At 58.2% G+C, this 18,310-nt stretch carries 11 protein-coding genes; 7 read left to right on the top strand and 4 right to left on the bottom strand.

The window, feature by feature from the left end:
* Window positions 1–94 precede the first annotated feature (94 nt).
* Entirely contained in the window at window positions 95–1,636 is a 1,542-nt protein-coding gene (locus OHL14_RS07275; protein WP_263378667.1) for a GDSL-type esterase/lipase family protein, read from the top strand.
* A gap of 70 nt (window positions 1,637–1,706) precedes the next feature.
* Here the strand turns inward: OHL14_RS07275 and OHL14_RS07270 are convergent, their stop codons facing one another.
* Window positions 1,707–4,307: a glycosyl hydrolase 2 galactose-binding domain-containing protein gene (locus tag OHL14_RS07270; RefSeq protein ID WP_263378666.1), complete on the bottom strand. Its 2,601-nt coding sequence runs from the start codon at window positions 4,305–4,307 to the stop codon at window positions 1,707–1,709.
* A 155-nt stretch (window positions 4,308–4,462) separates the two neighbouring features.
* Window positions 4,463–6,148 carry a fucose isomerase gene (locus OHL14_RS07265; RefSeq protein ID WP_263378665.1) on the bottom strand — a complete coding sequence of 562 codons (1,686 nt, stop codon included), beginning with the start codon at window positions 6,146–6,148 and terminating at the stop codon, window positions 4,463–4,465.
* A gap of 103 nt (window positions 6,149–6,251) precedes the next feature.
* On the opposite strand from OHL14_RS07265, the gene OHL14_RS07260 reads away from it, so the two are divergent.
* Window positions 6,252–7,490, top strand: a complete 1,239-nt coding sequence (locus tag OHL14_RS07260) for an MFS transporter (protein ID WP_263378664.1) — start codon at window positions 6,252–6,254, stop codon at window positions 7,488–7,490.
* A gap of 50 nt (window positions 7,491–7,540) precedes the next feature.
* Here the strand turns inward: OHL14_RS07260 and OHL14_RS07255 are convergent, their stop codons facing one another.
* The gene (locus tag OHL14_RS07255) at window positions 7,541–10,750 is read right to left on the bottom strand and encodes a TonB-dependent receptor (RefSeq protein ID WP_317890399.1); all 3,210 of its coding nucleotides are present in this window, start codon (window positions 10,748–10,750) and stop codon (window positions 7,541–7,543) included.
* 569 nt (window positions 10,751–11,319) lie between these two features.
* On the opposite strand from OHL14_RS07255, the gene cysD reads away from it, so the two are divergent.
* The 4 genes from cysD to OHL14_RS07235 all read left to right on the top strand — a co-directional run bounded on the left by cysD (window position 11,320) and on the right by OHL14_RS07235 (window position 15,530).
* A complete protein-coding gene (cysD, locus tag OHL14_RS07250) occupies window positions 11,320–12,282 on the top strand; it encodes a sulfate adenylyltransferase subunit CysD (protein WP_263378663.1) in 963 nt (320 codons plus the stop codon).
* A 1-nt stretch (window position 12,283) separates the two neighbouring features.
* On the top strand, window positions 12,284–13,918 hold the full coding sequence (gene cysN / locus OHL14_RS07245) for a sulfate adenylyltransferase subunit CysN (protein ID WP_263378662.1): 1,635 nt from the start codon (window positions 12,284–12,286) through the stop codon (window positions 13,916–13,918).
* A complete protein-coding gene (locus tag OHL14_RS07240) occupies window positions 13,915–14,628 on the top strand; it encodes a phosphoadenylyl-sulfate reductase (protein ID WP_263378661.1) in 714 nt (237 codons plus the stop codon). The genes cysN and OHL14_RS07240 overlap by 4 nt, the downstream gene beginning before the upstream one ends.
* 65 nt (window positions 14,629–14,693) lie before the next feature.
* A complete protein-coding gene (locus OHL14_RS07235) occupies window positions 14,694–15,530 on the top strand; it encodes a sulfite exporter TauE/SafE family protein (RefSeq protein ID WP_263378660.1) in 837 nt (278 codons plus the stop codon).
* Window positions 15,531–16,300: 770 nt separating this feature from the next.
* Here the strand turns inward: OHL14_RS07235 and OHL14_RS07230 are convergent.
* Window positions 16,301–17,629 (bottom strand): sugar porter family MFS transporter, encoded by a 1,329-nt coding sequence (locus OHL14_RS07230; RefSeq protein WP_263378691.1) that lies wholly within the window; start codon window positions 17,627–17,629, stop codon window positions 16,301–16,303.
* Between the two features lie 146 nt (window positions 17,630–17,775).
* Between OHL14_RS07230 and OHL14_RS20030 the strand changes: the two genes are divergently transcribed.
* Window positions 17,776–18,219: a response regulator transcription factor gene (locus OHL14_RS20030; protein WP_317890398.1), complete on the top strand. Its 444-nt coding sequence runs from the start codon at window positions 17,776–17,778 to the stop codon at window positions 18,217–18,219.
* Window positions 18,220–18,310: the final 91 nt, after the last annotated feature.

Raw genomic sequence — 18,310 nt, 5'->3', positions numbered from 1 at the left:
CGACAGAATCACACGTTGCCTGAAAACCGTCGTACCCTCTTCAACGACAATCATTAGAGCCTGCTGGCAGGCAATCAAAGGAGCCAGAATCAGTATGTCCTCCGTTCAAAACGCACGCTCTTGGCTAGTCGCGCTCGTCCTTTCTGCCGTGGCTGCTAGCTCTCTGTCGGCTCAGATTCCCAGGCCTGCTACCGCCAATCCTGCCGTGGTCCCACTGGATCGTCTTGGGGAAGGTTGGTGGGCGGACCGCCACAAGGCGATCGTCTCCGCTGGCAGGTCCAATGCGGACACGCAACTACTCTTGCTCGGCGACTCCATCACCAACAACTACGACAAGAGCAAGCTGCCGGACGAGAACTTCCAGCCGACGTGGCAAACCTTCTACGCCCCACGCCACGCGCTCAACCTGGGGTTCAGCGGGGACACCACCGAAAACCTCCTTTGGCGTCTTGATCACGGCGAGGTGGAAGTTCTGCAGCCCAAGGTCGCCCTCGTGCTCATCGGCACGAACAACACGGGAGGCACGACCCAGTCGCCTCCGCAAACCGCCGAGCAGACTGAGGTCGGCATAGACGCTGTGGTCGCCAGGCTGGAGACTAAGCTGCCGAAAACACACATTCTCCTACTCGGCATCTTGCCCAGCGACGTCTCTGCCAACAAGACGTCCGCTGACCTGGCCGTCAACCGCTACCTGGCCAACAGCTATGGCGAAAACCCACGCGTTACCTATCTCGATATCGGTTCCATCTTTCGCAAGCAAGGCATGCTGGATACCAGCATCTTCTATGACCCGCGCCTGCCAGCGCATCGCGGCGCTCTGCACCCCGACACCGTGGGCCAGCGACGAATGGCCGAAGCTATCGAGCCAACGCTCGCGCGCCTGATGGACGAAGACACTCGCGTTCCGCTCAATGCAATGGTCGACATCAACACGTCACTTATCCCTGTGCCCTGGCTCGAACAGGACAGTTATGACTGGTTCGCGCGCCACAACGCTGAACTCGCTCAGCAAAAGATGATGGAGCACAGCATGCAGCCGCGCGTGGTGCTCATTGGTGACTCCATCACGCACTTCTGGGGCGGCCTGCCGCACGCAGCCCACGTGAATGGTCCCTCGGCCTGGAGTCAAACTTTTGGAACGAATGATTCTTCCGTTCTCAATATGGGCTTTGGGTGGGACCGTACGCAGAACGTCTTGTGGCGTTTGCGCCAAGGCGAACTGAGTGGCCTCACTCCGCAATGGGTCGTGCTGATGATCGGCACGAATAACCTCACCTCTACCAACCATGCCCGTGCCAACACACCGGAGGAGATTGTCGAAGGTATTCGTGCGGTGATCGAAGAGGTTCGGCGAATTACCCCACAGAGCCATGTGATCCTGATGGCAATTCTGCCACGCGGGGAAAAGCCCGACTACCGCCTACGTGCACCTATCGCTGAGACAAACGCGCTTCTCAAAGGTCGCTTTGGCGGCGATTCGTCGCTCACTTATCTCGACATAGGAGCCAAGTTTCTGACTCCTGACGGTACTCTACCGAAGGCTCTCATGCCTGACGGCACACATCCCAGCGACGCTGGCTACCAGATATGGGGCAATGCTCTGAGCGCTGTGTTCAACACGAAGTCTTCGAACTAGAGGATTTGCTATAGACGCAGAAATGGGGAGGGTTGTCCCTCCCCATTTCTGCGATCAAAAACTGCGGGTGCTATCGCAGCGCTTCCTTCTGGTAAGGCAGATAGGTCACGGGCCAGTGATCGACCTGAGCGTTCGTATTCAGCTCAACCACCACACCAGGCGACTTTGCCGCAGTGATTCCGACATTCCAGCCGTCGACAGCAACTACAGCCTCACCGCCCTGTAACAGTTTTGTGTCAGCAACGATGCTCAGCTCGCGCGTTTCGCCTGGAGCGAGAGACAGGTAGTTCTCGCTGGCAAACGCTGGCAGCACGCGGTCTCCTTCTCCTGTCGCATTAGCTGCGCGGTGATGAAGTTGCACATGCGTCATCAAAGCGACGTGTTCGGTGGGATTGCTCAGCGTGACTGAGATGGTCGTCTTCCCCAGTGCATCTCTGCGGACAGCTGTAGCCTTCAGCGTTACCTGCGATAGCGAGTTCAGCGAGGTCAAATTGTCCGGAGTGCCTGCGGCGCCGCGCCAGTAGAAATTTCGCGACAGCGGCTTGCCCGCAGCATCGGTCAACTCCAACCGTACGAATTGCAAGGCCTCACCTGGTTTCACTAGAAGTACGTCTGTGGCCTTGCTCGCTTCGGCATTGACGACGCGTTGTTCGCTATTTAGTACCTTCCCATCCAGCGCGTACACCGTCACCTTCAGCCGGGCATCCTGCAGAGCCGTGGGCAGGTTGTTGATGACCTCCACCTGGTCAGTGGTTTCATTCCACTGCACATGCACCGTCTCGCCGGCGGCCTTTACGCCATACAGGGAAGCATTCGGCTCGAGGTCGTAGTGATACAGCTGCCACACGAAGCTTGGCTGCGCTGGATGGCTCATCCATGTGATGATCGCAGTTGCCGGAGCGAACAGCTTCGCATTGCGGCCCTCGTACATGGCGCGATAACCCTCGTAGTTCGCGAGTTGCGCTTTGCGCACGAAGTCGGCGAGATTCAGCACTTTGCCGTAGCGCTGATTCAACATTTCCGGGTAGGTGTCGGCACCGGAGTTGCCCCGGGCGAAGTCGTGGATCGCCCAGTCGTCGTTGATCGTCTCCCAGTCCTTCTGCGGCATCATGCCTTGGATGGACTCCAGGGTCGGTACAGATACGCTGCCAATTTCCGTCTTAAAGGCCGCGTCGACGTTGTAGAACTTAGCAGGCTCCTGCCAGTGATAGGGTCCGTGCGACATTACACCATGGCCGCTCGTAGAACTCGGCTGATAGAGACGCGTAGGCTCGAGTTCGTCTATCAGTTGCTTGATGCCAGCATCGATTACCGGCGGCGGGTCGCCTTCGTTTCGTGCACACCAGAGCATGATCGATGGATGATTGCGGAGCCGCAATATCTTGTCACGTACGTTCGCCATGTATGTAGGAACGTCCAGCGGCTCAGGGCCATCGCTGGGATTGGGCTGAAAAAACTCGTCCCAGATCAGGATCCCGTACTGATCGCACAGCTCGTACAAATCCTCGCTCGTACTCTGCCCGACCCAGTTGCGGATCAGGTTGATATTCGCCAACCGGTGAAGCTTGATCTGCGCTTCCAGGCGTTCGCGAGGCACACGCTTCATTGCTTCATCCAGACCCCAGTCGCCGCCACGCAGGAACATGCGAACGCCGTTTACGCTGATCGTGAGGTTGTCTGACTCCGGCACAGAGTATTGGATCTTGCGCACGCCAAACTTCACCCGTTGCGTGTCACTTACTGCTGCTCCCTGCGCAAACTCCAGGTGCAGGTCGTACAGAGCTTGCGCCCCGTAACCGGCTGGCCACCAAAGCCGCGGATGCAGCATGTGCAGCGCCGGTGTCGACTTGCTGTCGAACTTCACCAACTGTGAGCTGTGCGGCGCGAGCTCTACCTTTTCCTCGAAGGAGATGCCTTCGATGCGTCCATGGACCACGCCTGTCTGCTGCGTATCGGTTACGTTCTCGACCGTCGTTGAGATACCAATATCCGCAGAGTCCGTCTTGGGAAGCGGCAAATCGGTCGTAACGAGCGGATCCTTCAAGAGCACCGGCCCGGTCGAGTCAAGATAGACGCCCTGCCAGATGCCTGTCTCGCGGTCGCGTACGGTTGCCAACCAGTCCCAGCCGATGGAGGAAAGAAACGTTGGCCCATCGAGTGCTGTGTCACCGCCGTTCAGGCCGATACCTGCGCGCAGCGTGTGCTCGTGCGGAGTGCCAGGATGCGGCTGAGGATCGATCAGCACCGCGACCACAGCCTTGCTGCCCGGCTTGACCTGAGCCGTGATATCGAACAAGCCGCGGATGAATGCACCGCGGATCGTGCCGACCTTCGCTCCATTTACCCATACCGTCGCGGAGTAGTTGATGCCATCGAAGTGCAGCCATGTGTGGCGACCACGATAAGCAATTGGTACGGCGACCGTCGTGCGATACCAGTACGAATTTCGGGCGAGGCTTTCAGGGATAGACTCTGGTCGATCGTTCTCGCCGTACGTCGGCTCCGCGTAGATGTGGTTGTTCACTAAGGTGGTGAGCGCGGTACCGGGGACCGTCGCTGCGTACCAACCCTTAGGATCATACATAGCGGAAGATACCTCCTCGCCGCTCAGTTGCACCTTAGACGCAAACTGCAGCTTCCATCCGCCATTGGCATTTACACGACTGGTCATACCTTGCGCAGACGCTACGCCTGCACAGATTGCGAGCGCAAGAACCGCCTTCATCCGATTGATCAAACCTGACTCCTTCTTTGCCGATACATCGGTACTGTATACGGGTACCAGCTTAGACCAATCGCGTCGCGAATTGGAGCCAGCCGGATTGTCTAAGAGAGCCGGACGTCTCCGCACAAGTGAACGGCGATTCCAAGTTCGGCAAACATCGCCGCTTTCAGTGCAAGCGCCTCATTGGCATGAGCCGCGGTCGGTGCATAAACAATATTGAGGTGATTCGCGCGATGCCGAGCCATGAACTGATCGCGGCTTACCCCGTGCAGCACTGCATGAACGATGGGCCACTGGTAGGTTGTTTCATGCCAGCGCCGCTCGGTCTCCTCTGCGGGTAGACTGACGACCGTACCGCGGCCCAGGTCCACGTGCAGAGCGCCGGCTTCTACAAATACACGGCTCCAGACAATCTCACCCGGGCGCCCAATGCCCTTCAGCGACCCGCCGCCGAGTGGAAAATACATCGCTGGCTGGCGCTGGCTGGTTGCTCCCGCATAGCCTCCGACGAAGTGGTTTGCAGGCGCAGCGCCGGAGATCTGCAGTACCCAGATAAACTCGTCGAGCGCTCTGCCGTCGCCGCCAAGGCCCTTGTAATGCTGTCCCCAGCGCACATCATGCAAGGTACATGAAGGATCAAGCCCGAGTGCATCCCAGCAAAGCTTTGTTACCAACCCGTCGACGCCTGCAGCTTCGTCCACCTCGTTGAAGTGAACCAGCGGACCGCCGGCATAGAGCTCCTCATCCCCGTTGGCATGGAATACGGGAGGACGATCGGCATTGTTCAAGAGACCTTCGACGAGGTCGGAGGCAGGCGTCATGTCCTTCAACCCTTGCTGGTACTGTATGCCAATGGCATCACAGCCGAAACTGTCTGACATACGGACTGCGGCGATGTACATTTTGCATTGCGCGAGTATCTGATCCAGCGTCAATTCGGTCGTGGGTTCGCTGCCGAGGTCGAACTTCATACCCTTATCGACGAGCCATTGATACACGGACTTTGCCTCAGCATCTGTCACCGTTCGCATGAAGGCGACCAGAGCAGACTGACTCAGACGCTCTTTGAAGATACCCGAGGCGTTCAGCAATTCATCGTCAATGATGGCGTTATACATTCCCATGCATCCCTCGTCGAAGACGCCGAGTATGGCTTTCCGGCGCCTCAAGGCCTGCGCCAGAGAATGTCCCAGAGCAGCCGCTTCCGTAGGAATAGCCGACGCAGCCAAAGCCCGAACATGGCTCAGGTCATGCGTGATCACCTGTTCCTTGAGCCATTGCTTCAGCGCCGACTTGAAGAAGACGTCGGTGAAATCCTCGCTCCAAAGAGTTGAAAAGGGTACGCCTGCTTTCACAAGTGATCCATTCAGATTTAAGAGCCCCACAAGCCCTGGCCACTGCCCGGACCAGTTCGCGACTGTCAGAATAGGCCCCTGATGACTCCGAAGGCCCGGTAATACGTGGTGCGTGTACTGCCATGCCGCGGTGGCAAAGACCAAAGGGGCTTTGGGATGAATGCCCATGAAGACGTCCATGCCCATGCGCTGCGATGAGATGAAGCCATGCCCTTCCAACGCGCTGACGGGGAAGGCGCGAACCAGCTCGATACCCTCAGCGGCAAAAGCAGACGTCAAGCGGTCTTCGAGGTCTCTTTGCGCCGGCCAGCAGGTTTGGTTTGCGGCGAGTCGTAGATCACCGCTCGTGATCAGGTAGGCCTGATTCGCTCCGAGAGGAGAGGGAGGGGTGATATGCGGAGCTGTCTTGTCGCGAGATGCATGGGTGGACATAAGCCGGACTATAGCAAAACACTTTCTTTTCTGTCGACAGGTTGTAGACAGAATGTAAAGATTTGTCGCGCGCTCTGCCACTCTGTTCGGATATCTTCGAGGAATGGGAGCGAGTGGACAATACAAGTGGTTCGTGGTGGCGATGCTGTGGTGCGTCTGCTTTCTCAACTATGCTGACCGCCAGCTCATCTTTACGGTCTTTCCGCTTCTAGGGAAAGAGTTTCAGCTGACGGACGCATCGCTTTCGGTTCTCAGCGCCTCTTTCATGTGCGCCTACGCTGTATTCGGTCCACTCGGCGGCTTCCTTTGTGACCGCGTTTCGCGGCGTACCCTCGTGCTTGGTGCACTCATCTTCTGGTCGGTCACAACCGCACTCACCTCGTATGCGCACAGCTATCTACTGCTGGTGGCAGGCATTGCGCTCGGCGGTCTGGGCGAGGCCTTTTATTTTCCTTCAGCGATGTCTTTGATCGCCGACTACCACTCCGTCGATACACGGTCCCGTGCCATGGCGCTCCATCAATCAAGTGTCTACATTGGCAGCATCGCAGGCGGAGCAGCGGCAGGTTATTTAGGTGAGCACTATGGTTGGCGCCTCGGCTTCCGTATCTTCGGCTTAGCAGGCATCCTGCTAGGCGGAGCGCTCTGGTTGTTTTTGAAAGAACCTCTGCGCGGAATGTCTGATGCTGCGGCGGGTGTTCCGCCATCTACGAGTCCCTTGTGGGATGGGCTTCGAGCGGTCAGCCGCAATCCGGCAGCGTGGCTGCTCATTGGTGTTTTTATTGGCGCAAACTTCGTGGCAATGATCTTTACTGTCTGGATGCCAACGTTTCTCTTTCGGAAATTCCACATGAGCCTCAGCCTTTCCGGCCTGAACGGAACGGCTTACCTGCAGATAGCCTCGGTCATCGGTGTTATCAGTGGCGGGTTTCTTGCCGATAATCGCGTGAGGCAAAGGAAGGGCGATCGTGGCGCGCGTATGGCGGTGCAGTCGTTTGGCCTCTTCTGCGGCGTGCCCTTTCTTTTCCTGTCCGGATGGACAACGACCGTTGCAGCCGTGATGGCGGCAATGATCGGGTTTGGTCTCTTCAAGGGTATCTACGATTCGAACATATGGGCTGCGCTCTATGACGTGACGCCGATCGAATTGCGCGGCACTGCGTTGGGTTTGATGAACTCTCTCGGCTGGCTCGGTGGAGCTGCGGCACAGCTATGCATCGGGCTCGCATCAAAGAGTTTCGGGCTTAGCGCCTGCCTTAGCGCGACTGCGGTCATCTACCTATGTATCGCCATCGCGCTGTGGGTGGGCTCTCGTCGTATCTCGCGCACGCAGCTTTCCTGAACGCAAAAAAACGCCGGGACAACTGTCCCGGCGGTCAGGAGGCCTCTTCCTTAGAAGAGGATCTTAGCTCCCAGTTGAATCTGGCGGCTGGTGTTTGCCGTCGCCGAGATCACACCGGGCGATCCGAAAGTAGCTGCTGCGGTCTGGTTGGCCGCGGTTCCTTGTGTCGGTCCCGCAGAAAAGACGACCTCGTTTGGCAGTTGCAGGTTTGTGTGATTCAAAACGTTGAAGAACTCCGCACGGAACTGTAGCCGAACGCGATCCGTGATCGCTGTCGATTTCAGTAGCGATACATCCCAGTCTGCGTAACCGGGACCAACAAGTGAGTCGCGACGTACGTTGCCGACATAGCCATAAGCTGGCGCCGAGAAGACGTTGGGATTGAAGTACTGCGCCACGCGTTGGGCCGTGGTGCCACTCGTGTACAGCTTGCCGCTGAAAGCTGTGTTCACGTCTGGTCGCACAGGATTGCGCGAATCGCCCGAACCTGTCGGGTTGTAGCCCAGCTGCGGAGAGAAAGGGAAGCCAGACAGGAAGTTTGCGATCGAAGAGATCGACCAACCCGAGATCACTCTTTCGGTTGCGTGCCCTGCATTTGCGAGGTACGACTTGCCTGTGCCGAAAGGAAGTTCATACGTGCCGTTTATTGCGGCCGCGTGACGAATATCGGTGGCCGCCGGACCATAATCCAGGTGCGGCAGCGAAGGCACGGAGACGAACGCAGGCGTATTCGAGGATACCGACGTGTTCCAAGCAGAGCCGTCGTCGAGGTTCTTTGCCCAGGTGAAGTTTCCACGCAGCTGAAGACCGTGCGAAAGGTCGTGTCGCAGGTCAACGATCAGCGCGTTGTAGTTACCCGAACCTCCGCTCCACCAGGACGTAGTGTTCGCCACGGCAGGATTGGCCTTCGTTGTGGTGGGGTAGTAGATGCGACCGTTCGCGAGCACCTGGTAGGCGGGCTCGTTCAGATCTCCATTCAAAATCTGATGGTAGCTGCGCGAGCCGTCGTAACCGATCGAGAGCGAGGTAGACGGTGCGATTTGCTGTTCAACCTTCAGGTTGTAAGCCAGCAGAGCGGGCGTCGAGATGCCGCTGTCCACCGTCGAAGGTGATACCTGCGGTGTTACCCCCGTCGGATTCGTTACGGTCGATCCGGCGTAGGAGTACACGGTGTTATACGGTGCAGCTTGATCCAGGCGGTAGTCGAGTGCGTCCAGCAGTGAGTGATGCAGGCCCGCGCCCGCGGTCACGCTCGTGCGTCCGTTGCCAAAGACATTCCATGCAAGCCCCACGCGCGGCTCGGGCAAAAAGAGCGCATGGTTCGGGCCGATCGCATTCCCTCGGATGCTGGGCGTTGAGCTGATCACGTTGTCGGTGAAGGTATATACACCTGCACGCCCCTGCACCTCACTCCAACCGGTCGAAGACTCGCTCCTGAAGCCTACACGTGCCTCCAGCCGAGGCGTGATGTGATAGGTGTCTTCGAGGAAGGCGTTCACAAACAGGGTCCGCCACCCGAGTTCCGTGGTGGTAGGAGCATAGGTGAAGGTCTTGATGCTGCCGGCCAGGAACGTCGTCAAAGAGTTGAACGCAGCCTGTCCATACTGGTCCTGCGCAAGATTGTCGTTTGACTGCAGCCGCTGCACCCACACGCCTGCCTGGATGCTGTGCTTGCCTACGGTGTAATAGCCGTGGTCGTCGAAGGTAAATAGATTGCGCGTGATCCCGTTGTTCGAACCAACATTCGCGCCAGCGGTCGTGATCGACGAAGCTCCATTCGAGGCCGTTGAACCGGCAATGACTACCGCGTAGGTCGGCACACCTGCCCGCACGCTTGGAGTCAGCGCCTGCTGAGCCGCCGGCACATAACCGTAGAAGTAGTAGCTCGCGCGTGAGTATCCGAAGCGCGCAATGTTCACGATCTTCGCAAAGATGTGCTTCTCCTCGGCGCTTAGCACCTGCTCGCGCAACCGCTCGGTCACGTAGGAGTAGGGATCGGCGGAAGGTGTGGTCGCGGAGGAGTCATCGACCGTATATACGGAGTTGAAGGTGTCATTCGTCCCCAGGTTTTCATCGAAGCGCGTCGTGCCAAAGTCTTCGCGAATCTTCTGCGGCGCTGTACCGATCCACTTAGCGATGCCGGTCAGGAAGCCCGTGTTGGGGTCGAGTACCTCGGGGCCGTTCGCCACGGGCCACAGGTTCAGGAGCTGCGCAGATACCGGGCTGACGGGGACAGCTGTCTCGACGCCCTTCGAGTTCGGCAGCAGTCCAAGGCGCGCGTTGTTATCTGGCACGAGAGTCACCAGGCTTTCGCCAAGGTTCTGGCGATAGCCTTCGTAGTTCGCAAAGAGAAACGCCTTGTCCTTCTTGATCGGCCCACCGAGTGAGGCGCCAAAGTCATTGCGCTGAAACTCAGGGATGCGCGCTCCGTCAAAGTAATTCCGCGCGTCGAAAAAGCTGTTGCGCGCAAACTCGTACACCGAGCCGTGCAGCGCGTTTGTTCCACCGGTCGTCACGATGGAGATCTGTGCTCCATCGCGCTTGCCGTAGGCCGCGGAGTACGTATCCGTGACTACGTTGAACTCGTGAATGCCATCAATGCCGAGCAGTTGTCCCGACGTGCCTCCCGGTGTCACGTTGATGAGCGAGGCGCCGGTGTATTCAACGCCATTCAGCAGAAAAAGGTTGTCCTGCGGCCTGCGACCCGAGACGGCAAACATGCTGCCCACGGAAGAGTTCGACGTGCCGACGCCACCAGCGCGCTGGTTGGTTGCGTTCACCGTGCCTGGGTTCAACGTAATGAGTTGATCGTAGCTGCGGCCATTCAACGGCAGCTCTTTTACCTGCCGCGAGTTCACGAGGCCTGCCGTCTGCTCGGTCGTGGTGTTCACGCTCAGCGGCGTATCGTTGACCGTCACTGACTCTGAACCGGCGGCTCGCAACGTCAGCGTCAGCTCCAGCGTCTGGCCGATCGTCAGCGTCACGCCAGTGTTCTTGTAGTCGCTGAATCCGGGTGCTTCGGCCTCTAACGTGTAGCTGCCGACAGGCTCGGAGGGGGCAGAGAACTCGCCATCGCGATTGGTCGTCAGACTGCGCAGGCCGCCGGTTTCCTCATTGCGAACAGCCACATGAGCGTTTGGAATCACCGCGCCGGTGGCATCGGTCACACGGCCGGAGATGGTGCCGCCAACCACCTGGGCATGCAGCGCCGCCGGGGTGGCGAGGGCCATCAGGACAAGAATTGTGCGAGAGATAGACAAGATATTCTCCTGGAAAAATCTGGGTACGAGGCGCGACATCGGATATCGCGTGCATCTCTTTGGTTTTGTTCAAGGGGGTCAGGAAGTTGCGTGCAGGTCCATCGCAGCAAAACAAAACCCACGCGCCGTATCCGGCTCTGCGTGGGTTCAATCGCTCTGGTTATGCTTCAGGATCTAAACGAGAAATACTCGAACCTGCAACTTACCGTAGCCTTTCAACCGCGCAGCAGCACGCCTCGCGACAAGCGCGACAGCAGCAACAGGCGGTATAGGCAACGGACTTCACGGTTCGTTTGAACATAGCGTTTATCCGCCGCCACGTCAAACCCTTCATTGACAAACCTGGGTCCCTCCCGCATCCTTAAGGAGATGGTTTTCTCTCGCACCTTCGCAAATACCTCCTGTTGCAGCTGTTGCTGTCAGGCGTGTATCTGTGGGTGCGCGTGTTGTCGATAGGCCTAGACGCCAGTCCAACACGTAGGAACAAGCACCCACTCCAAACGCGAGTGGGTTTTGTTTTCGCTTCCTCACCGCATCTCGCGAATCACATCTACAAGGGACATCACCGTATGAGCTCTACTCTGACCGAGTCCGCGCTGCACGCAACAGCCGAAACAACAGTGGCGCTGACTCCTGCACGGCTCTCGCATCTCAAGCTGCTTGAGGCTGAGAGCATTCACATCTTCCGCGAGGTCGCAGCCGAGTTTCAAAATCCGGTGATGCTGTACTCCATCGGCAAAGACTCCTCCGTGATGCTGCGGCTCGCGCAGAAGGCCTTCTTCCCCGGCAAGATTCCGTTTCCCATGCTGCATGTAGACACCGGGTTCAAGTTCCACGAGATGCTCACCTTCCGCGACAACCTGGCGAGGGAACTCGATCTCGATCTGCATGTCTGGCGCAACGAAGACGCTATTGCCAATGGCGCAAACCCTGCTGTACTCGGCACGCAGCGCTGCTGCGGCCTGCTGAAGACGCAGTCGCTTCTTGATGGTCTGCGCAACGGCGGCTTCGACGCAGCCTTCGGTGGAGCTCGGCGCGATGAAGAGAAGTCGCGCGCGAAAGAGCGCATCTTTTCTTTCCGCGATAAGGCAGGTCAGTGGGACCCCAAGAATCAGCGGCCTGAGGTCTGGAACCTCTACAACGCGCGCATTTCGCCTGGCGAAAGCATTCGCGTATTTCCGCTCAGCAATTGGACTGAGCTGGACATCTGGCATTACATCCTGCTCGAAAACATTCCCATCGTGCCTCTGTACTATGCAAAGGAGCGCGAGATGATCGTGCGCGGAGACTCGCTGATACCTGTCGAGCAGTCATTCGTCAAGTCGCTTCCCGGAGAGGTGCAGATGGTAAAGTCGCGCCTGCGCTCGCTCGGCTGCAGCCCTTGCACCGGCGCCATTCGCTCCGATGCCGATACCATTCCCAAGATCATTGCGGAGCTGCTGTCTTTCCGCAGCTCCGAGCGCGCCAACCGCGTGATCGACCACGATACCGACGGTTCGATGGAGATCAAGAAGCGCGAGGGCTACTTCTAAAATGTCTTTCACTGACGCAGTTCTCGAACCCGCAACTGACTTTGCCATCGAAGACTTCCTTCGCTCCGAAGAGACTAAGGACCTGCTCCGGTTCTCCACTGCAGGCTCGGTGGACGATGGCAAGTCCACACTCATTGGTCGTCTGCTGTATGACTCGCGCTCGGTCTACGAAGACCAGGTGCGCGCTGTGACCGGCAAGGGCAGCGCCGTTACTGCGAATGGTGAGCCCGCGATCGATTTTGCTCTGCTCACCGATGGCCTTCGAGCGGAACGCGAGCAGGGTATTACTATCGACGTCGCCTATCGCTACTTTGCCACACAGCGTCGCAAGTTCATCATCGCGGACACTCCAGGTCACGAGCAGTACACGCGAAACATGGCGACGGGCGCTTCTACTGCTGATCTGGCGATCATCTTGATCGACGCGCGTAAGGGGATACTTACGCAGTCGCGCCGTCATGCGTACATCGCGTCGCTATTGGGCATTCGTCATCTCGTTGCGGCAGTGAACAAGATGGACCTCGTAGGTTTTGATGAGGAGACCTACCGCACGATCGAGCGCGACTTTGCTGCGCTGGTGAAACAGTATGGCAACTCCTCGCTGACCACGATTCCAGTGTCGGCACTCGATGGAGATAACGTCGTCGAGGCCAGCACGCGCACGCCCTGGTACAAAGGACCCACGCTGCTGGGACATCTTGAAACGGTTCCTGTGTGGACTGATGTTGCAAATGAGCCGTTCCGAATGGCCGTGCAGCGTGTGATCCGCCCGAACCAGGACTACCGCGGTTTTGCAGGTCAGATTGCTTCGGGTACTCTGCGTCCTGGCGATACGGTGACAGCGTTGCCTTCGGGTCGTAGCAGTGTGGTCACGGCTATCACTACCTTCGATGGCGACCTTGCTGAGGCGACTGCACCGTTGTCGATTGCGTTCACGCTGGCAGACGAGCTCGATATCAGCCGTGGCGACATGATCACGACACCGGATTCGCAACCGCGGCGCGCATCGGCGCTTGAAGCTTCGCTGGTGTGGTTCAACGAGAGCCGCCTCGAGACGCATACGCCGTATCTGCTGAAGCATGGTTCTGCGACGATCCCTGCGCGCGTGACGCGCGTACAGCATCGGACGAACATTCAGACCTTTGCGGACGAGGCCGTCAATGCGCTGGGGATGAACGACATCGGTACTGTTGAGATTGAGCTCACACGCGCGCTGTATTTCGATCCCTACGCCGAAAACCGAGCGACCGGCAACTTCATTCTGATCGATCCACACAGCAATGCGACGTTGGCTGCGGGCATGATCCGCAGAGGACTTTCGAATGAGCAGGCGAACGCTGCGCACAAGCCCGCGCTGATCGCTTTTTCTGCAACGTCGTCGCTCGACATTGGCGAGGTGGAACATGCTTTGCTTGCGCAAGGCGCTTTGGTCGTTCGCACCGCTGTGCTGGCGGAGAAGACACTGCATGCGCTGCTGGCGCTTGGGTTGATCGTGCTGGTGGAAGGCGATCTGTCTGATGCTGCAGGTGCGGCGCTACGCGACTTCACAACCTTCGACGCGAAGACCTTCGCTGCAACCGGCGCGCTCATTGAGCATCTGCAGACTGAAGGCATCCTGAATGGAGGTCGCGCGTGAGTGACGTCGCTGCGGTTCCAAGCACGGTAGAAAAGATTGCTTTGGCAGAGCAGCTTGTCGCGGATTCCATTGCCACGGCGACTGGCAAGCTCGTGCTGACAAACAGCTTTCAGGCGGAAGACATGGTGTTGCTCCATATGGTGCAGCGTCACCTAGCGGATATTCCGGTGGTGTTCCTTGATACTGGCTATCACTTCGCCGAGGTCTATGAGTATCGCGATCGCATGGCGAGCGAGTGGCGCATGAACCTCACGAGCCTTCAACCCGAGATCACAGTTGCAGAGCAGGAGTCGCAGTTCGGCATTCTGAACCAGAGCGACCCCGGCAAGTGCTGCGGTATTCGCAAGGTGAAGCCGCTGTTCGCTGCGCTCGAGGCTTACGACGTGTGGTTCACTGGGCTGCGTCGCGAGCAGGCCAAGAGCCGAGCTGCGTTGAAAGAGATTGATGACTTTACGTTGCCCTCGGGTCGCAGCATCCGCAAGCTTTCTCCGCTCACGGAGTGGAACGCGAGGGATGTCTGGACGTATGCGATGGAGCATGATGTGCCGCTATTGAGCCTGTACGACAAGGGTTATACGAGCATCGGCTGCGAGCCTTGTACGACGCTGCCACTCGATCCGAACGATCCTCGTTCTGGCCGCTGGGGCGGCCAGAAGCTAGAGTGCGGCATTCATATTTCGCCTGCGAGCGACGCCTCCGAAAGCCACTAGACCTCGTCGTACAAAGCCAGTAGAAGTGCAGGGACTTCGTTCCCGGAAGGCAAGCCAGCCTCACCATGGACTACATCATTGGATTCCTTATCGCCGTCGTCATCGCGCTTACAGGCGTTGGCGCGGGCGTGATTACAGCGCCGCTGCTGATTCTGTTTCTGCATGTGCCGCTGGAGATTGCGGTCTCGACAGCGCTGGCGTATTCGGCGATTGTGAAGCTCATCGTGGTTCCGGCGCAGGTTGTTCGCAAGCAGGTGAACTATCGCGTGCTGGGTTTTATGCTGCTCGGCGGTTTGCCGGGAGTGATCTTTGGCTCCATCATGTTCAAGCATGTTGCCAGCAGCGGACCTCGTGCTGCGCTTTACTTTGCGCTGGGCGCGATCATCATCTTTACGTCAGGCTGGCATATTTATCGGCATTTCCGGCCTGCTGGCATTGCTCGACCGAACAAGGACCGTGCGAAGCTGATCGGTTTGATTATGCTGCCGATTGGCGCTGAGGTCGGGTTCTCGTCTTCAGGTGCTGGAGCTCTTGGAACGGTTGCGCTGCTCAGTATGACGAATCTGTCTGCGCCGCTGGTTGTTGGTACAGATCTTGCTTTCGGGCTTGTGATTGCGCTGGTTGGAAGCGGTGTTCACATGATTGGTGGGCATTATGCGACGGCGATTCTGATCAAGATGGCGATCGGCGGTGTGATTGGTGGCGTTCTGGCTTCGGGATTTGCTCCGAAGATTCCGAACCGCACGTTGCGGCTGGTGTTGAGTCTCTGGCTTACGGTGATTGGGATTCAGTTCTGCTATAACGCGCTTTTCAAGCCGAATGCTTCTGCGCCGAAGCCAGCTGCTGCTTCGGTGGTTGCTGCGCATCAGATTCCGGGTGCGAATAGGACGACGACCCCGTAAGTACCCCCACCTCCCCCCTCGTACTTTTAGTCTCAAAGTCTTGAGCTGGAGGGAGTTAAGTCTGGACTTCTGCCTGTTTGGTCTGGACCTGTCCATTAGAAAAGCCGCCCTGCTTATGCCGGGCGGCTTTTTGTTCTTTATTTCTATTATAGAGAATCGCAACTACCAAACATCCAATTACTTTTGGAGAGAAAACCCGCGTGGTTGTTGGGGATTTCTGTTTTGCAGGGTTGTTGGGGGTTGACAGGAAAAGCTAGGGATCGGGGCGTACGGTTGAGGTGGTTGGTGCTTTGTTCAGCTTAGAGATAAGAGTGGACGAGATAGGAGAGGGACAGGCTCGTGCTCCGCACATCGCTGGCGCAGAAGCAGGTTTCTCCGCTGCGCATCGCGATAAAGCTGCGATGCTTCGGTCGAAATGACAATTCTTAGGGTGCGCAGGGTTCTGTTCAGCCTAGAGATACGAGTGGACGAGATAGGAGTGGGATAGGCTCGTGCTTCGCGCATCGCTGGCGCAGAAGCAGGTTTCTCCGCTGCGCATCGCGATAAAGCTGCGATGCTTCGGTCGAAATGACAATTCTTAGGGGAGGCAGGGTGCGCAGGGTTCTGTTCAGCTTAGAGATAAGAGTGGACGAGATAGGGGAGGGATAGGCTCGTGCTTCGCACATCGCTGGCGCAGAAGCAGGTTTCTCCGCTGCGCATCGCGATAAAGCTGCGATGCTTCGGTCGAAATGACAATTCGTGGGTGGGGTCGGTCCTGGCGGCAATCTTTCTTAGTGGATGCCGAAGTTGGCCTGGATCTTTTCGAGGGTCTGGCCTTTGGTTTCGGGGTAGATAAAGAGGACGACCAGGAACTGGACGGCCATCATGGCGGCGAAGAAGACGAATGGGGCGGCGTGGGAGCGGACGGCGATCAGGGGGAAGGCGAAGGCGATGATGGCGTTCATGATCCAGTGGGAGCTGGAGCCGAGGCTCTGGCCCTTGGAGCGGACGCGGGAGGGGAAGACCTCGGAGATGTAGACCCAGATGACGGCTCCCTGCGAGACGGCGAAGAAGACGATGAAGAGCATGAGGCACCAGACGAGCAGGTTCTGGTGGGAGTTCGTCGCAAAGATGCCAGCCACGCCAGCGAGGGCGATGGCCGTGCCTACGGAGCCGATGAGCATGAGGGTCTTGCGACCGAGCTTGTCGATGAGGGTCATGCCGAGGAAGGTGGCGAAGAGGTTGACGAGGCCGATGGCGACGCTCTGAAGCGCGGCGGAGGTGTCCTTGAAGCCGGCGGCGGCGAAGATCGAGTTCGAGTAATAGAGGATGGCGTTGATGCCGGCGAGCTGGTTGAACATGCCGATGGAGATGGCGAGGAAGATGGGCAGCTTGTACTTGCCCTGGAAGAGCGGCTCGGAGGTGGAGCCTTTTTCAAGGTGGACGGAGGAGATGATCTCCTGGAGCTCGGCTTCGGAGTCGGGCGAGCCCATGAGCTTGAGCACTTCGAGGGCCTCGTCGGTCTGGTTGGTGGTGACGAGCCAGCGGGAGCTGCGCGGGATGGTGTAGAGCAGGATGAGGAAGAAGAGCGAGGGCAGGATGGCTACGCCGAACTCCCAACGCCACTGCAGAGCGCCTGTGTGCAGGATGGTGATGATGTAGTTCGAGAGGTAGGCGAGCAGGATGCCGATGACGATGTTGATCTGGAAGGTGCCGACGAGGCGACCACGCCATTTGGCCGGGGCGAGTTCCGCGATGTAGACGGGGCCGAGTACGGAGGAGCCGCCGATGCCGATGCCGCCGACGAAGCGGGCGACCATGAGGGCGTCCCAGTTCCAGGCGAAGGCGCAGCCGATGGACGAGACGAGATAGAGGATGGCCATGATGCGGAGGGCTTCGCGGCCGCCGATCTTCTGGCCGAGGACGCCGGAGGTCATGGCGCCGAGGATGGTGCCGAAGAGGCCGATGGAGACGGTGAGGCCGAGCGTGGTCGGCGTCAGGTGAAAGACGGTGGTCAGCTGGTCGTTTGCGCCTGCGATGACTGCGGTATCGAAACCGAACAGGAGCCCGCCGAGCGCTCCCACGGCTGTGGCCTTCAACAGATATTTGTTCAAAAGAATCTCCGAATGCTTTCGCAGGATGATTCAAACACATAGAGCAGGGAGTGGGGAATAGGGAGGAGGGAGTAGGGAGGTGGTGCAAAAGCAGATAGCCGCGAAGGAAGGGTGCGCGATACGATGGCAGCAAGCTTTTTGAAGAGGGTGCGATGCGGAAGCAGGTGTTGATCTTCGGGCTGGCAGGAGGCGTGCTCGTTACTCTGCTGCAGTGGACGGAGTTTCACTTTGTGGTGCTGGAGCACTCGGTGGCGATCTATGGCGTGCTGATCGCGATTCTGTTTGCAGGGACGGGGATCTGGCTGGGGACGCGGTTGCTGGCTCCACGGGAGCGGATCGTGGAAGTGAGTGTTCCTGCTGCCGTACCCAGCTTCGCGAAGGATGAGGCCGCTCGCGAGCGGCTGGGGATTACGCGGCGAGAGCTGGAGATCCTGGAACTGGTTGCGCGGGGGCTGAGCAATCGCGAGATTGGCGAGACGCTGTTTGTGAGCGAGAACACGGTGAAGACGCATTGCAGCCGGGCGTTCGACAAGCTGGGGGCGCGGCGGCGGACGGAGGCTGTGCTGCGCGGCAAAGAGCTTGGGCTGCTGTCCTGAAGCTCGTGCTTTGGGATGATTCTGAGGATTTCAGAAGAAATCATGCGAAAGTATGACGCGCTGCGGGTTGGTTTTCCGCAAAGTGGGGTGA

Origin of the sequence: Granulicella paludicola (genome assembly GCF_025685545.1) — a bacterium.
In the GTDB taxonomy this organism is placed as follows: Bacteria; Acidobacteriota; Terriglobia; order Terriglobales; family Acidobacteriaceae; genus Granulicella; species Granulicella paludicola.
Note: the sequence above shows the minus strand (reverse complement) of the source record. Positions and strands in the feature narration are given on the sequence as shown.

What these genes read in the sequence shown, in the direction of transcription:
- OHL14_RS07265 (WP_263378665.1), bottom strand. Translation starts at nt 6,148, where the DNA reads ATGTCCACCCATGCATCTCGCGACAAGACAGCTCCGCATATCACCCCT.
- OHL14_RS07270 (WP_263378666.1), bottom strand. Translation starts at nt 4,307, where the DNA reads ATGACCAGTCGTGTAAATGCCAATGGCGGATGGAAGCTGCAGTTTGCG.
- cysD (WP_263378663.1), top strand. Translation starts at nt 11,320, where the DNA reads ATGAGCTCTACTCTGACCGAGTCCGCGCTGCACGCAACAGCCGAAACA.
- OHL14_RS20030 (WP_317890398.1), top strand. Translation starts at nt 17,776, where the DNA reads ATGCGGAAGCAGGTGTTGATCTTCGGGCTGGCAGGAGGCGTGCTCGTT.
- cysN (WP_263378662.1), top strand. Translation starts at nt 12,284, where the DNA reads ATGTCTTTCACTGACGCAGTTCTCGAACCCGCAACTGACTTTGCCATC.
- OHL14_RS07260 (WP_263378664.1), top strand. Translation starts at nt 6,252, where the DNA reads ATGGGAGCGAGTGGACAATACAAGTGGTTCGTGGTGGCGATGCTGTGG.
- OHL14_RS07275 (WP_263378667.1), top strand. Translation starts at nt 95, where the DNA reads ATGTCCTCCGTTCAAAACGCACGCTCTTGGCTAGTCGCGCTCGTCCTT.
- OHL14_RS07235 (WP_263378660.1), top strand. Translation starts at nt 14,694, where the DNA reads ATGGACTACATCATTGGATTCCTTATCGCCGTCGTCATCGCGCTTACA.